The following is a 13,649-nucleotide window of genomic DNA, read 5'->3' on the forward strand; positions in this document are numbered from 1 at the left end:
CCACCGGGGCCGGCGCGGGAGCGGGAGCCGCCGCAGGAGCCGGTGCCGGCGCTGCGGCCGGCGCGGGAGCCGCGCTGCCGGAGTCCTGTCCGCCACAGGCGGCGAGGAGACTGGCAAGCACGGCGGCAAGGATCAGAGGGGTCTTTTTCATGGGAATTCTCCGTTGGTGTCGAGCAAGCGATGCGGTATGGGGCACGACGCATCGGGCATGGTCGAATGCTACGCGCCAAGCCCGGAAGCTGTGATTGACAGGAATCAATTCCTCTTGCCGCGGCGCGGGGCCGGTCTGCCGGTATGTGCTCCCGGGGCCTCTTTCAACGCGGACGGCCAAGAATCGATGCAGAATTGCGGTATCCGCCACAGCCCCGCCGGCACCTCGTTCGCATTTCCATGAACCCGCCCTGCATGACCGCACCCTCGCCCTACGTCGGCCGCTTCGCGCCCTCGCCCAGCGGCCCGCTGCATTTCGGCTCGCTGGTCGCGGCGGCAGGCAGCTACCTGGAAGCGCGCCACCGCGGCGGCCGCTGGCTGCTGCGGATCGAGGATGTCGATACGCCACGCACTGTCGTGGGCGCGGCCGGGGGCATCATCGCCACGCTTGCGCGCTTCGGCTTCGAATGGGACGGCGAAATCGTATGGCAGAGCCGCCGCCGGGACGCTTACCAGGCTGCCCTCGATCGGCTGAAAACGGCCGGCCATGCCTTCCCCTGCGCCTGTACCCGGCGCGAAATGGCGGACTCGGCACTCGCGCGCGACGGCTCGCGGCGCTATCCGGGCACCTGCCGCGACGGCCTGCCCCCCGGACGCCGGGCGCGCGCCTGGCGGGTGCGCGCCGAGGGCACGGTCGGCTTCGAGGACGCCATCCAGGGCTGGCAGCAGGAAGATCTCGCGCTCGACGCCGGCGACTACGTGGTGCTGCGCGCCGACGGCCTGTTCGCCTACCAGCTGGCGGTGGTGGTGGATGATGCCGAGGCGGGCGTCACCCACGTGGTGCGCGGCGCCGACCTGCTCGACTCCACCGCCCGCCAGATCCATCTGCAAGGCCTGCTCGGCATGCCGCAGCCGGCCTACGCCCACTTGCCGGTCGCCACCAATGCCGCGGGCGAGAAGCTGTCGAAGCAGACGCGCGCAGACGCGATCGACGCATATCCGCCGGCCGCGGCGCTGTGCGCCGCGCTGCGCTTTCTCGGCCAGGCGCCGCCGGCCGGGCTCGACCAGGCCCCGCTCGCCGAAGTCTGGCGCTGGGCCTTTCAGCACTGGCAGCTCGGCACCGTCCCGCGCCGGCGCCATTCCCCCACAACCCCCATCGACCCGCCGAGGACGCCATGCACCCCAACGACATCTCCGCCGACCGCAGCGCCATCCGCGACCTGCTCGCCAACGCCCGCAGAATCGCGATCGTAGGCATCTCGCCGAAGCCGCAGCGGCCGAGCAACGCGGTCGCGCGCTACCTGCGCGACGCCGGCTACACCATCATTCCGGTCAACCCGGCCTGGGACGAGGTACTGGGCGAGAAGTGCTACCCCAGCGTGCGCGAAGCCCCCGGCCCGATCGACATCGTGGACGTGTTCCGCAATCCGGACGAGGTGATGGAAGTCGCCGAGGATGCGATCGCCGCCGGCGCGGGCTGCCTGTGGATGCAACTGGGCGTGATCGCGCCCGAGGCGGCGCAGCGGGCCGCCGAGGCCGGGCTGAAGGTGGTGATGAACCGCTGCACCGAAGTCGAGCACATGGCGCTGGGCCGGCAGGGCTGAACACTGCCGTACAGGCAGCTCAGAAATACGTCATCCACACCTCCGGCTCGACCGGGCGCTTTACTGCCGCGCAGGCAGCCGGCCCGTGCGGAAAGGCGTCAGTGCTTGCCGCCGTAGCCGGCAAGCCCGATCGCAAGCCTGACGAGCTGGTACGACGCCCAGTTCAGGGCGCGCTGCAGCAGCGACAACCGACGCCAGTCCGACTGGCGCAGTTCCTTCGCTCCGCTGTGGAGTGCGCGCTCCAGGCTGGCGCGCAGCGCCGCGGCGAAGGCCTCGTCCTCGATCACGACGTTGGCCTCGCGCGCCAGCAGCAGGCTGAAGGCATCGATGTTGCTGGACCCCACCGTCGCCCAGTCCCCATCCACCACCGCCACCTTGGCGTGCAACTGGCTGCGGTGGTACTCGAACAGCCGGATGCCGTGCTTCAGGAAATACGGATACAGCGCGCGCGTGGCGTAGCGCTGCAGGGGATGATCGGCCACCCCTTGCAGCAACAGGATGACGCGCACGCCGCGCCCGGCGGCGTCGATCAGCGCCTGGCGGAAACGCCGGCCGGGAAAGAAATACGCATTGGCGATGACGAGCTCGTGCCGTGCGCCCCCGATCGCCTCCAGGTAGGCATCCTCGATCGCGTGGCGGAAGCGCAGGTTGTCGCGCACGACGAAGGCGGCGCGGATGTCGCCGGCCACGCCGGCCTGCGCCTGGGCCACCAGCGGCAGCGCCCGGCGGCGGCGAAAGCTCGCCCACGACAGCAGGCGCCACAGGCGGTGCGCGGAAGCGAGGATCGGCGCCAGGATCGGCCCCCGTACATGCACGGCGTAGTCGTAGCGCGGGTGCGCCGGATTGCCGGCATCGAAATCGTCGATGATGTTGATGCCGCCGACGAAGGCCTCGCGCCCGTCGATGACGACGAGCTTGCGATGCAGGCGGCGCAGGCGGTTGCGGCGCAGCGACAGCATGCGCAGTTCGCGGCGGTAGATCAGCACCTGCACGCCGCGTTCGAGCAGCTGCGGCAGCAGGTGGGCGACGAAGCTGCGCCCGCCGAAGCCGTCGACCATCACCTTGACCGTCACCCCCCGCGCGGCGGCGCGTTCGAGCGCGGCGGCGACGCTGCGGCCGGTTTCGTCCGGCTCGAAGATGTAGCTCTGCAGGAAGATCTCGTGCTCGGCACGATCGATCGCCGCCCTCAGCGCGGGGAAATACTGCTCGCCATTCTCCAGCAAGCTCACCGCGTTGCCGGGCTGGCAGGTGATCAAGCCAGCGGCTCCAGTTCGGCCGTCAGGGCGGCATGATCGGAAATCCGCGCCCACGGCGGGCCGAAATGCACCTCGGCCCGCCGGATGCGGAAGCCGCGCACGTAGATGCGATCCAGGCGGAAGAAGGGCAGCGCGCTCGGAAAGCTGCGCGCCGGCCGTCCCCGCCCGCTGCCGAAGGCCTCGACGAGACCGAGCCGGTCCGCGAGCACGCCGTCGGCACGGTTGCGCCAATCGTTGAAGTCGCCGGCGATGATCAGCGGCGAGCCGGCGGGCGCAAGGCGCTCCATGCGCTCGGCCAGCGTTTCCATCTGCCGCCGCCGGCTGCCGCCGATCAGCCCCAGATGCACGCACACGCAATGCACCGGCACATCGAAGCCCGGCAGCTGGATTTCGCAATGCAGCAGGCCGCGGCGCTCGAAGCGGTGGTCGGAAACGTCCTGGTTGGCCTGGCTGAGGATGGCATGGCGGCTGAGGATGGCGTTGCCGTGATGGCCGTGGTCATACACCGCGTTGCCGCCATAGGCCGTCTGGTGCCAGGTCTCCTCGGCCAGGAACTCGTGCTGCGGCAGCGCCGGCCAGTTCGGGTGGCGCGCCGTATGGCCGAGGTGCAGCCCCTGCACCTCCTGCAGGAAGACGAGGTCGGTATCCAGCGTGCGCAGGCGGTCCCGCAGTTCATGCACCACCATGCGGCGGTTGAATTGCGAAAAGCCCTTGTGGATGTTGTAGGTGCAGATTCGGAACACGGAACCCCCGATAAAGCACATGCCGCCCCCGACAAAGAACGCCTCATCGGGGATCAGCACGGCCTCTACCTGCGATGCTACCCGACCAGGCGCGCCTTGGCGCGACCTACCCTCAGCTTATGGCGACTGGAATCACACGCATCGGCGCTCCTGCCTGAAGGCCGAACGGCACCTCCTATTTCAAGACCATCTACGGCGAGCCGCGCAGCTACAGGCTGAGCTTGCAGGCGAAGTTCTGACCCCGGCAGCCACCTCCGGACACGGCGCCCTGGTGGCGCCGCCTCTGTCTATCATTCGCGCACACCCTTCGCCAGCGGAGCCTGCACAACGAACGGCGTTTGCGCTCCATAATGTAACTATCCGTAAGAAAACTGCCTTTTTTGCCGTCTCAAACGACATGTATAGTGAGGGCACGCAAAACGAACCGCCGGGCTGCTCGATGCAGGCCCGGCGGTTCGTCGTTCACTTGCTCGAGCGCCATCGACAACGGGCACATCGAAGCCCTCCCTCAGTTGCCCTCCCACGGCGGCACCGGCTGGAAGCGCTGCAGCAAGGCATCGAGGAAGACGCGCACCTTGGGCACACGTACCCGGCTGGGGGTGTAGCAGGCGTACAGATCGCGGCCGAACACGACATCCGGCTCGTAGCCGTCCAGCACTGTGTGCAGGATGCCGCCCGCCAGTTCGCGGTGGCACAGATAGGTGGGCAGGATGGCGATGCCATGACCGGCGAGCACCGCGTCGAGCATGCAGTCGATGTTGTTGAAGTGGATGCGGCTGCGCACCGGCACCACGGCTTCGACACCGTTCCCGTCGACCAGGACCCAGCTCTTGTTGTCGCCCAGCAGGTAGCTCAGGCACTGGTGCTGCAGCAGGTCCAGCGGCAGATGCGGCGTGCCGTGGCGCTCCAGGTAGGCGGGCGCGGCGCACACGACACGGCGCAGGCTGACGATGCGGCGCGCCACCGCATCGTCCGGCGGCAGGCGCGTCATCCTCAGGGCGAGGTCGATGCTGTCGCCCACCAGATCGACGACGTGATCGGTGAGGATCAGTTCGATCTCCAGGTCCGGATGGGCTGCGGCGACGCCGGGCAGCAGCGGCGCCACACAGTGGCGGCCGAAAGAGACGGTGGCGCTCACCCGCAGCGTGCCGCACGGTCTGTCGCCGAGGTTGCGCATGGCGATCTCGGTGCCATCCACCGCTTCCAGCGCGCGCAGCGCATGCTGATGGAACACTTCGCCGGCCGGCGTCAGCGCCAGCCGACGGGTGGAGCGCTCGAACAGGCGCGCTCCCAGGCGGCGCTCGAGTTCGGCCATCTGCTTGCTGATCTGGGCGCGCGTGCAGCCCAGCGTGCGCGCGGCGGCGGCCATGCTGCCCCCCTCGACCACGCGGATGAAGCCTTCCCAGGCAGGCAACCAGCTCATTCGACACTCCCGGCAGGATAGAGGGCACGGCCGCAGGCGAGACCGCGCCGATTCATGCCCGGCCCCGAGCCGTGTGACCCGGCCGGCCCGATGAACGCACGTTCTGCCTGCTCAAGCATCGTCAACGATTGATTGACGTAACGAATCGAATTATGGACTTTCCAGTAGACGATCTGGAATTTATCCTCACGCAACGCTTACCCATCACCCACCAGGGCGCGCGCGCCCTGTTTTCCCGACGTTCAGGCCATCTCCATGTTCCGCTCCCTGCGCCAGCCCGAAGTGCTGGCCATCACCCTCGCCGCTGCCGGCATCCTCGCCATCACCATGGGCGCGCGCCAGTCGCTCGGCCTGTTCGTCAGCCCGCTCAACAGCGCCACCGGGCTGGGCATCGCCTCGATCAGCCTGGCGCTGGCCATCGGCCAGTTCACCTGGGGGGCGATCCAGCCCATCGCCGGCGCCGCAGCGGACCGCTGGGGGCCGCGCGCGGTACTGGTCGCGGGCATCCTGGTGCTTGCGCTGGGCAGCGCGATCACGCCGTTCATGGACTCCACCTTCGGGCTGGTGGTGTCGCTCGGTCTGCTGTCGGCCATCGGCTCGGGCGCGGGAAGCTTTTCGGTACTGATCGGCGCCGCCGCCCAGCGCCTGCCGGCCGAAGCACGCGGCACCGCATCCGGGGTGATCAACGCAGGCGGCTCCTTCGGCCAGTTCGTGTTCGCTCCGCTGCTGCAGAAGCTGATCCAGGTGTTCGGCTGGATGGGCGCGCTATGGTCGCTGGCGGTGATGACCCTGGCGGCACTGCCGCTGATCGGCAAGGTGGCCCAGGGCGGCCATGCGCCGACGCACCCGGCGGCCGAAAAGGGCGGCCTGAGGCGCGCGATCCGCGAAGCGATGGGGGATCGCAGCTACCTGCTGCTGCATGCCGGCTTCTTCACCTGCGGCTTTCACATCGCCTTCCTCGTCACCCACCTGCCGGGCGAGGTGGACCTGTGCGGCCTGCCGCCCTCGGTGGCGAGCTGGTCTCTGGCCATCATCGGCCTGGCCAACATCTTCGGCAGCCTGTACGCCGGCTCCTGCATCTCGCGCTACCGCAGCCGCAACGTGTTGGCCATCATGTATGGCTCGCGGGCGGTCCTGATCGCGCTGTACCTGGTGATGCCGAAGACGGAATGGACCTTCTACCTGTTCGCCGCCGGCCTGGGCTTCACCTGGCTGGCCACGGTACCGCCCACCGCCGCGCTGGTCGGCAAGCTTTTCGGTATCCGCTACCTGGGCACGCTGTTCGGCCTCACCCTGCTGTCGCACCAGATCGGCGGCTTCCTGGGCGCCTGGCTGGGCGGAATCAGCATCACCCTGAACGGCGACTACACCTGGATGTGGTATGCCGACATCGCCCTGGCGGCGCTGGCCGCCGTACTCAACCTGCCGATCCGCGAAGCACCGGTGGCACGCACCCCACAACCGGCCTGAACACGCCCGCGACCACGACACACCCCCGAGAACCCACCAAAGGAGACACCCCCATGAGCATCCTGCGCCCTGGAATCGACGTCGCATTGCTGAACACGCGCGGCAGCGAGTACCTGCCCGGCTACCTGGGCATCGAGATACTGGAACTGGCCGAACGCACGCTGAGCAGCCGCATGCCGGTGAAGAAGCTGCACGTGGCGCCCAATGAATTCCTGCACGCGGCCAGCGTCGTGGCGCTGGCCGACACCACCTGCGGCTACGCCACCGTCGCCCACCTGCCCGAAGGCGCAGAGTCTTTCACCACCATCGAACTGAAGAGCAACCACCTGGGCACGGTGCGCGAAGGCGCGATCGCCTGCGTGGCTACAGCCCAGCACCTGGGGCGCAGCACCCAGGTCTGGGACGCCACCGTGCGCGACGAGGCCATCGGACGCACCATCGCGCTGTTCCGCTGCACGCAGATGATCCTGTGGCCGAAGGGCTGAGGCGATTCATGCCCATGCAAGCGTGGACGGTGACGCCGTTCATGTCCTCGCCGACGACAGGACGGCGCAATGTGTCGATGTTTTCCCGTTTTGGCGACATGTTGTAGCAAGGCCTGATGCAAAAAGGGCGGCTTCCGCGAGGAAGCCGCCCTTTTCGTTCGTGCAGGTGCGCGCTCAGGACACGGCCAGCATGCGGTCGAGGGCGATGCGGGCGAGTTCGGCCTCGTGCTGCGGGACCTTGATCTGGTTGACGATCTTGCCGTCGGCGAGGTTTTCCAGCGTCCATGCCAGGTGCTGCGGGTCGATGCGCTGCATGGTCGAGCACATGCAAACCGTCGGCGCCATGAACTGGATGTGCTTGCCGTGGGGTTTCATCTCCTCGGCCAGGCGGCTGACGAGATTGAGCTCGGTGCCGACCAGCCAATGGGTGCCGGCCGGCGCGGCGGTGATGGTGTTGATGATGTACTCGGTCGAGCCGACATAGTCGGACTTGCGGCACACGTCGAGGCTGCTTTCGGGGTGCGAGATCACGAAGCCCTGCGGGTTCTTCTCGCGCCAGCGGTCGATATGGACCGGCTGGAACATCTGATGCACCGAGCAGTGCCCCTTCCACAGCAGGATCCTGGCCTTGCGGATCTGCTCGGGCGTGAGGCCGCCGTATTCGAGATCCGGGTCCCACACCAGCATTTCGTCGAGCGCGATGCCTTTCTTGAAGCCGGTCCAGCGGCCGAGGTGCTGGTCGGGGAAGAACAGCACCTTCTCGCGCTTGGCGAAAGCCCAGTCGAGGATGGTGGGGGCGTTGGTCGAGGTGCAGACGATGCCGCCGTGCTCGCCGCAGAAGGCTTTCAGGTCGGCCGCGGAGTTGATGTAGGTGACCGGTGTGATCAGTTCGTCGGGCTTGTCCAGTACCTCGGCCAGTTCACGCCAGCAGCGCTCGACCTTGGCCAGGCTGGCCATGTCGGCCATCGAACAGCCGGCGGCGAGGTCGGGCAGGATGGCGACCTGGCTGGGCTTGGAGAGGATGTCGGCGACCTCGGCCATGAAATGCACGCCGCAGAACACGATGTACTCGGCATCGGTCTGCGAGGCCAGGCGGGCGAGCTTGAGCGAATCGCCGGTGAGGTCCGCGTGCTGGTAGACATCGGCGCGCTGGTAATGGTGGCACAGCAGCACCGCACGCTCGCCAAGGCGGGCGCGGGCGGCACGGATGCGCTCCTGCGCCTCGTTGTCGGCGAGCACGTTGAAGCGGTCGAAGCTGATGTTGGCTACTTGCATGATGCGAATCCGGTTCCTGTCGGGAGGGGATGCAGGCGGGGGCCTTGGTGTCTCGGATCGGCCGGCGCCGGAAAGGGTTCCTGCGGCGCGGCGCCCGGTTTGTAAGAAAGAGGTCAGCCCTGCTGCCAGGGCAGGCCGGCGTGGCGCCAGCCGCCGATACGGTTGCGCTGGCCATTGGCGTCGCGGTCGCCCTCGAAGCCTTCGAGCACGTTGTAGCAGTTGCTGTAGCCGGCCTCGACCGCCGCGCGGGCGGCGCCGTCGGAACGTCCGCCGGAGCGGCACAGGAACATCACCAGCGCCTCGGCATCGACCTGGTGCTTGAGCTGAGTGACGAAATTGGGGTTGCGCTGCATGCCGGGCCACGACGACCATTCGATCTCGGCCGCGCCGGGCACCCGTCCGACCCAGTCGAGCTCGGCACGCGAACGCACGTCCACCAGCCTGGCGCCCGGCGCGAGTTGCAGCACCTGCCAGGCTTCGGCCGGCGTCAGTGCGCCCTGGTAGGGCAGGTCGAGGTCGGCTGCGCGGCGTTGGGCCAGCGCGAGCAGATCGGACAAGGTTCCCATGCGATCATCCGTCTAGAATCGTGTGTATCGCGCGAAGTATAGCGCGTCCTTCCCAAGCGCCCGCATGAACCATTCCCACTTGCACCCACCCCATGCCCACCCGCCGGACGGCGGCGAGGTCCGGCGCAGCCGGGGCATCCAGCGCACCACCCTGGTCGCCATCGTCACCAATGCGGTGCTCTCCGTTGCGCAGGTCGCCATCGGCCTGTTCGCCAACGCCTTCAGCCTGGTGGCCGATGCCGCGCACACCTTGTCCGACCTCGTCACCGACCTGATGGTGTTGTTCGCCGGCCGCCGCGGCGCGGACCCGGCCGACACCAACCATCCCTACGGCCATGGCCGCATCGAGACCGCCACGACGATGCTGCTCGGCGCGGTGCTGGTGGCCGTCGGCGTCGGCTTCCTGTGGAGCTCGGGCCTGCGCCTGCAGGACATGGAGGCCTTGCCGGACCTGCATCCCGCCGCCCTCGCCATGGCCCTGCTGACCCTGGCCGCCAAGGAGGGCCTGTTCCGCTACACGCTGGCCGCGGCGCGGCGGCTGAATGCGCCGCTGCTGGAAGCCAACGCCTGGCATGCGCGTTCGGACGCGGCCTCGTCGCTCGTCGTGGCGATCGGCATCGGCGGCAGCCTGGCGGGCTATCCCTTTCTCGAGCCGCTGGCCGCTGCGCTGGTGGGCTTCCTCATCGTGAGCATGGGCCTGCGCCTGGCCTGGAAGGCCATCCGGGAATTGATCGACACCGGCCTGTCGGAGGAAGAGCTGGCGCGCATCCGCGAAACCATCGAGCAGACCCCCGGCGTCATCGGCCTGCACGACATGCGCACGCGGCGCATGGCGGACCGCGTGCTGTGCGACGCCCACGTTCAGGTTGCCCCCAGGCTGACCGTCTCCGAGGGCCACCGGGTATCGGACGATGTCTACCTGCGCGTGCGCGCGGCCCATCCCGAAATACAGGACATACTGGTGCATATCGACCCCGAGGACGATGGCGGCCTGCAGACCGTGCCGCCTGGCCCGCTGCCCGGACGCCAGGAAGCCCTCGCCATGGTCGGCACGCTGCTCGGCGGCGATCTCCCCGAGCCCGGGCGGGTGCAGCTCCACTATCTGGGCAACCGGATCGACGTCGAAGTGCTGCTGCCCGCTCCGCTGCCTCCCGGGCAGGCAGAAGCACTGCGCCTGCGCACCCGCGAGTGCTTGAGGGAGCATGCTTTCTACCGTTCGATCCGCTTTTTCGAGCAGATTGCACCATGATGGTGCATCACCCCGATCGTACGCACCATAATGGTGCCCACCTCGACGCATTCGGGCACAGCGGTTGCGCATTGCCCCTTGTGGCACAATGCTCTGCACACGAAATCATGCTTGGCACGCTTAGTGCTTAGCCTGAGTCACGAAATTTCGCGCATCGGTCACCGATCGGTGCGAAGCCCGCTCAACGCAAACAACGCCTCATCTCACCAGGAGTGAAAATGAACGCCCAAGACGTCATGAAGATGATCCAGGAAAACGAAGTGCGCTTCGTGGATCTGCGCTTCACCGATACCCGCGGCAAGGAGCACCACGTCGGCCTGCCGGTTTCGGCCTTCGAGGAAGAGCATTTCGAGCACGGCCACCCCTTCGACGGCTCCTCGATCGCGGGCTGGAAGGGCATCCAGGCTTCGGACATGATCCTGATGCCGGAACCCGCCTCCGCCTACATCGACCCCTTCTTCGACGAAACCACGCTGGTGTTGAGCTGCGACGTCATCGAGCCGTCCGACGGCAAGGGCTACGACCGCGACCCGCGCTCGATCGCGAAGCGCGCCGAGGCCTATCTGAAGAGCACCGGCATCGGCGATACCGCCTTCTTCGGCCCGGAACCCGAGTTCTTCATCTTCGACGCGGTCGAATGGTCGGTCGACATGTCCGGCGTCTATAGCAAGATCATCTCCGAAGAGGCCGCCTGGTCCACCGCCGACAAGTTCGAAGGCGGCAACACCGGCCACCGTCCGCGCGTGAAGGGCGGCTACTTCCCCGTGCCCCCGGTCGACAGCCTGAATGACGTGCGCGCCGCCATGGTGCTCGCGCTCGAAGCCTGCGGCGTGCCGGTCGAAGTCCACCACCACGAAGTCGCCAACGCCGGACAGTGCGAAATCGGCACCAAGTTCAGCACGCTGACCAAGCGCGCCGACTGGACCCAGGTGCTGAAGTACATCGTGCACAACGTCGCCCACCAGTACGGCAAGACGGCCACCTTCATGCCCAAGCCGATCGTCGGCGACAACGGCTCCGGCATGCACGTGCACCAGTCGATCTGGAAGGACGGCCAGAACCTGTTCGCGGGCAACGGCTACGCCGGCCTGTCGGAGACCGCGCTGTACTACATCGGCGGCATCATCAAGCATGCCCGCGCGCTGAACGCCATCACCAACCCCGGCACCAACTCGTACAAGCGCCTGGTGCCGCACTACGAAGCCCCGACCAAGCTGGCCTACTCGGCCCGCAACCGTTCGGCTTCGATCCGCATTCCCTACGTCGCCAACCCGAAGGGCCGCCGCATCGAGGCCCGCTTCCCGGATCCCCTGGCCAACCCCTACCTGTGTTTTGCCGCGCTGATGATGGCGGGCCTGGACGGCATCCAGAACAAGATCCACCCGGGCGACCCGGCCGACAAGAACCTGTACGACCTGCCGCCGGAAGAGGACGCGCTGATCCCGACCGTGTGCACCAGCCTCGACCAGGCGCTGGAATACCTCGACAAGGATCGCGAGTTCCTGACCCGCGGCGGCGTGTTCTCCAACGACTTCATCGACGCCTACATCGAGCTGAAGCAAGAAGAAGTCAACCGCATGCGCGTCACCACCCACCCGGTGGAATTCGACATGTACTACAGCCTGTAATCCGCGGATTACCGTGCAAAGCGAAAGGGACGGGCATTGCCCGTCCTTTTTTTATCGGGTCTAATCCAGGCACCATTCCATCAGGATGGCGCCGGCACACCCCCTGCCCGGCGCAGCGAACCTACGAACACGAGCATGCGCCTGCTTCGAATCCTCCCGCTGACCGTGCTGCTGTATGCGGCCCTTCCCGCCCAGGCAGAGGTGTACAAGTGCATCGATGCCGAAGGCCGCGTGACCTACACGAACGACCGCAGCGCGGCACGCGGCTGCACCGCGCTCGACACCGGCCAGTCCGTCTCGACGGTGCCTGCCCCCGCCCGCCGGCCCGCAGCCAGCCCGGGCACGGTGTCGCCATCGGGCTTTCCCAAGGTGAGCCCGGGCGACCAGCGCGCCCGCGACGACGGCCGCCGGCAAGTGCTGGAGTCCGAACTGGCGACAGAGGAAAGCGCGCTCGCGACAGCCGAGAAGGCCCTCGCCGAACAGGAGGCGATCCGCCTCGGCGACGAGCGCAACTACCAGAAGGTGCTCGACCGCCTGCAGCCCTACAGGGACAAGGTCGAGCTGCACAAGCGCAACATCGAGGCCCTGCGCCGGGAAATATCCGGCCTGAGATGACGCGCCGGCGGCGGCCATTCACGGCCGGCCCCGTGGCTTGCAGTCTGGCGCGTATCTTGCATGTCTGCATGGAGACCCACAGGACGCGCCCATGCCGAAGCATCCTCCCCCCATCGTCACAGGCCCTTTCGCCGGCCTGGAGCTGCTGTCGTCAGCCGTCGTGCTGGTCGACGGCAAGCTGGTCATCCGCTACATCAACCCCGGCGCCGAAAACCTGTTCGCAATCAGCCATCGCAAACTGCTGGGCCTGCCCCTCAGCTGCCTGCTGGGCACGCCGGCGGGGCTGGGCGCCGCGCTGGAGAACGCGCTCCACACCAACTGGAGCTACACCGGCCAGGACCTGACGATCTCGCGCGGCAAAGCCGAACCGATCCGGCTGGACTGCACGGTGAGCCCGGTCGACACGAGCGGCGTGCGCCTGCTGCTGGAGTTCCGCCCGATCGACGCGCAGTTGCGCGTGGCGCGCGAGGAGCAGCTACTGCAGCAGCAGCAAGCCAACCGCGAGCTGATCCGCAACCTCGCGCACGAAATCAAGAACCCGCTCGGGGGCATCCGCGGTTCGGCGCAACTGCTGCAGCACGAGCTGGACGACCCGCAGCTGCGCGAATTCACCGAGGTCATCATCGCCGAGGCCGACCGCCTGCAGGACCTGATGAACCGGCTGCTGAGCTCGCATTCGATGATGCGGCCCGCGCCGCTGAACATCCACGACGTGCTCGAACGCGTGCGCCGCCTGATCCTGGCGGAATTCCCCACCCTCGCCATACGGCGCGACTACGATCTCAGCCTGCCCGACGTCACCGCCGATCGCGAACAACTGATACAGGCCATCCTGAACATCGTGCGCAATGCCGCCCAGGCCCTCGACGGGGCCGGCGAGATCCATCTGCGCACCCGTGTGGCGCGCCAGGTCACGCTGGCCAAGCGCCGCTACAAGCTGGCACTGGAATTGCAAGTGATCGACGACGGCCCCGGAATCCCGGCGGAGATCCGCGACAAGATCTTCTATCCGCTGATCTCGGGGCGGGAGGGCGGCAGCGGCCTGGGATTGTCGCTGGCCCAGAGCTTCATCGAGCAGCACCAGGGCATGATCGACGTGGACAGCCGTCCGGGGCGCACCTGCTTCACGATCCTGCTACCGATTTCCGATCGTGTGTGAGCCGACGGCCGCGCACCAGAACAGTG

The 13,649-nt window shown here is 67.6% G+C and carries 13 protein-coding genes; 8 read left to right on the forward strand and 5 right to left on the reverse strand.

Going from position 1 to position 13,649, the window contains the following annotated elements:
* Positions 1-405: 405 nt before the first annotated feature.
* The gene (gene gluQRS, locus C666_RS12825) at positions 406-1,404 is read left to right on the forward strand and encodes a tRNA glutamyl-Q(34) synthetase GluQRS (protein ID WP_004340038.1); all 999 of its coding nucleotides are present in this window, start codon (positions 406-408) and stop codon (positions 1,402-1,404) included.
* Positions 1,326-1,754 (forward strand): CoA-binding protein, encoded by a 429-nt coding sequence (locus tag C666_RS12830; RefSeq protein WP_004340039.1) that lies wholly within the window; start codon positions 1,326-1,328, stop codon positions 1,752-1,754. The genes gluQRS and C666_RS12830 overlap by 79 nt, the downstream gene beginning before the upstream one ends.
* A 98-nt stretch (positions 1,755-1,852) precedes the next feature.
* Here the strand turns inward: C666_RS12830 and clsB are convergent, their stop codons facing one another.
* From clsB to C666_RS12845, 3 genes are all read right to left on the reverse strand, one after another.
* Positions 1,853-3,010, reverse strand: coding sequence for a cardiolipin synthase ClsB (gene clsB, locus C666_RS12835; protein ID WP_004340040.1), 1,158 nt, complete (start codon positions 3,008-3,010; stop codon positions 1,853-1,855).
* The gene (locus C666_RS12840; protein ID WP_028792101.1) at positions 3,007-3,774 is read right to left on the reverse strand and encodes an endonuclease/exonuclease/phosphatase family protein; all 768 of its coding nucleotides are present in this window, start codon (positions 3,772-3,774) and stop codon (positions 3,007-3,009) included. Before C666_RS12840 ends, clsB begins: the two co-directional genes overlap by 4 nt.
* Positions 3,775-4,261: 487 nt before the next feature.
* Entirely contained in the window at positions 4,262-5,176 is a 915-nt protein-coding gene (locus C666_RS12845) for a LysR family transcriptional regulator (RefSeq protein WP_004340042.1), read from the reverse strand.
* A gap of 255 nt (positions 5,177-5,431) precedes the next feature.
* Here C666_RS12845 and C666_RS12850 point away from each other — a divergent pair, with 255 nt between their 5' ends.
* Both C666_RS12850 and C666_RS12855 read left to right on the forward strand, forming a co-directional pair.
* Entirely contained in the window at positions 5,432-6,646 is a 1,215-nt protein-coding gene (locus C666_RS12850) for an MFS transporter (RefSeq protein WP_004340043.1), read from the forward strand.
* A gap of 53 nt (positions 6,647-6,699) precedes the next feature.
* Positions 6,700-7,131 (forward strand): PaaI family thioesterase, encoded by a 432-nt coding sequence (locus C666_RS12855; RefSeq protein ID WP_004340044.1) that lies wholly within the window; start codon positions 6,700-6,702, stop codon positions 7,129-7,131.
* 174 nt (positions 7,132-7,305) lie between these two features.
* Here the strand turns inward: C666_RS12855 and nadA are convergent, their stop codons facing one another.
* Both nadA and C666_RS12865 read right to left on the reverse strand, forming a co-directional pair.
* Positions 7,306-8,406, reverse strand: a complete 1,101-nt coding sequence (gene nadA, locus C666_RS12860) for a quinolinate synthase NadA (RefSeq protein WP_004340045.1) — start codon at positions 8,404-8,406, stop codon at positions 7,306-7,308.
* Between the two features lie 113 nt (positions 8,407-8,519).
* Complete coding sequence (locus C666_RS12865; RefSeq protein ID WP_004340046.1) at positions 8,520-8,972, reverse strand: rhodanese-like domain-containing protein; 453 nt, start codon at positions 8,970-8,972, stop codon at positions 8,520-8,522.
* A gap of 64 nt (positions 8,973-9,036) precedes the next feature.
* Here C666_RS12865 and C666_RS12870 point away from each other — a divergent pair, with 64 nt between their 5' ends.
* From C666_RS12870 to glnL, 4 genes are all read left to right on the forward strand, one after another.
* On the forward strand, positions 9,037-10,221 hold the full coding sequence (locus C666_RS12870) for a cation diffusion facilitator family transporter (RefSeq protein WP_004340047.1): 1,185 nt from the start codon (positions 9,037-9,039) through the stop codon (positions 10,219-10,221).
* 218 nt (positions 10,222-10,439) lie between these two features.
* Entirely contained in the window at positions 10,440-11,849 is a 1,410-nt protein-coding gene (glnA, locus tag C666_RS12875) for a type I glutamate--ammonia ligase (protein WP_004340049.1), read from the forward strand.
* A 135-nt stretch (positions 11,850-11,984) separates the two neighbouring features.
* Positions 11,985-12,464 (forward strand): DUF4124 domain-containing protein, encoded by a 480-nt coding sequence (locus tag C666_RS12880; protein WP_004340051.1) that lies wholly within the window; start codon positions 11,985-11,987, stop codon positions 12,462-12,464.
* Positions 12,465-12,555: 91 nt separating this feature from the next.
* Positions 12,556-13,623: a nitrogen regulation protein NR(II) gene (gene glnL, locus C666_RS12885; RefSeq protein WP_004340055.1), complete on the forward strand. Its 1,068-nt coding sequence runs from the start codon at positions 12,556-12,558 to the stop codon at positions 13,621-13,623.
* Positions 13,624-13,649: the final 26 nt, after the last annotated feature.

It is taken from the genome of Thauera linaloolentis 47Lol = DSM 12138 (genome assembly GCF_000310205.1).
GTDB classification, from domain to species: domain Bacteria; phylum Pseudomonadota; class Gammaproteobacteria; order Burkholderiales; family Rhodocyclaceae; genus Thauera; species Thauera linaloolentis.

Bases quoted from the DNA above. Each gene is read 5' to 3' on its own strand.
- C666_RS12840 (WP_028792101.1), bottom strand. From the start codon at position 3,774: ATGTGCTTTATCGGGGGTTCCGTGTTCCGAATCTGCACCTACAACATC.
- glnL (WP_004340055.1), top strand. From the start codon at position 12,556: ATGCCGAAGCATCCTCCCCCCATCGTCACAGGCCCTTTCGCCGGCCTG.
- C666_RS12830 (WP_004340039.1), top strand. From the start codon at position 1,326: ATGCACCCCAACGACATCTCCGCCGACCGCAGCGCCATCCGCGACCTG.
- glnA (WP_004340049.1), top strand. From the start codon at position 10,440: ATGAACGCCCAAGACGTCATGAAGATGATCCAGGAAAACGAAGTGCGC.
- gluQRS (WP_004340038.1), top strand. From the start codon at position 406: ATGACCGCACCCTCGCCCTACGTCGGCCGCTTCGCGCCCTCGCCCAGC.
- C666_RS12870 (WP_004340047.1), top strand. From the start codon at position 9,037: ATGAACCATTCCCACTTGCACCCACCCCATGCCCACCCGCCGGACGGC.
- C666_RS12880 (WP_004340051.1), top strand. From the start codon at position 11,985: ATGCGCCTGCTTCGAATCCTCCCGCTGACCGTGCTGCTGTATGCGGCC.
- nadA (WP_004340045.1), bottom strand. From the start codon at position 8,406: ATGCAAGTAGCCAACATCAGCTTCGACCGCTTCAACGTGCTCGCCGAC.
- C666_RS12845 (WP_004340042.1), bottom strand. From the start codon at position 5,176: ATGAGCTGGTTGCCTGCCTGGGAAGGCTTCATCCGCGTGGTCGAGGGG.
- C666_RS12850 (WP_004340043.1), top strand. From the start codon at position 5,432: ATGTTCCGCTCCCTGCGCCAGCCCGAAGTGCTGGCCATCACCCTCGCC.
- C666_RS12855 (WP_004340044.1), top strand. From the start codon at position 6,700: ATGAGCATCCTGCGCCCTGGAATCGACGTCGCATTGCTGAACACGCGC.
- C666_RS12865 (WP_004340046.1), bottom strand. From the start codon at position 8,972: ATGGGAACCTTGTCCGATCTGCTCGCGCTGGCCCAACGCCGCGCAGCC.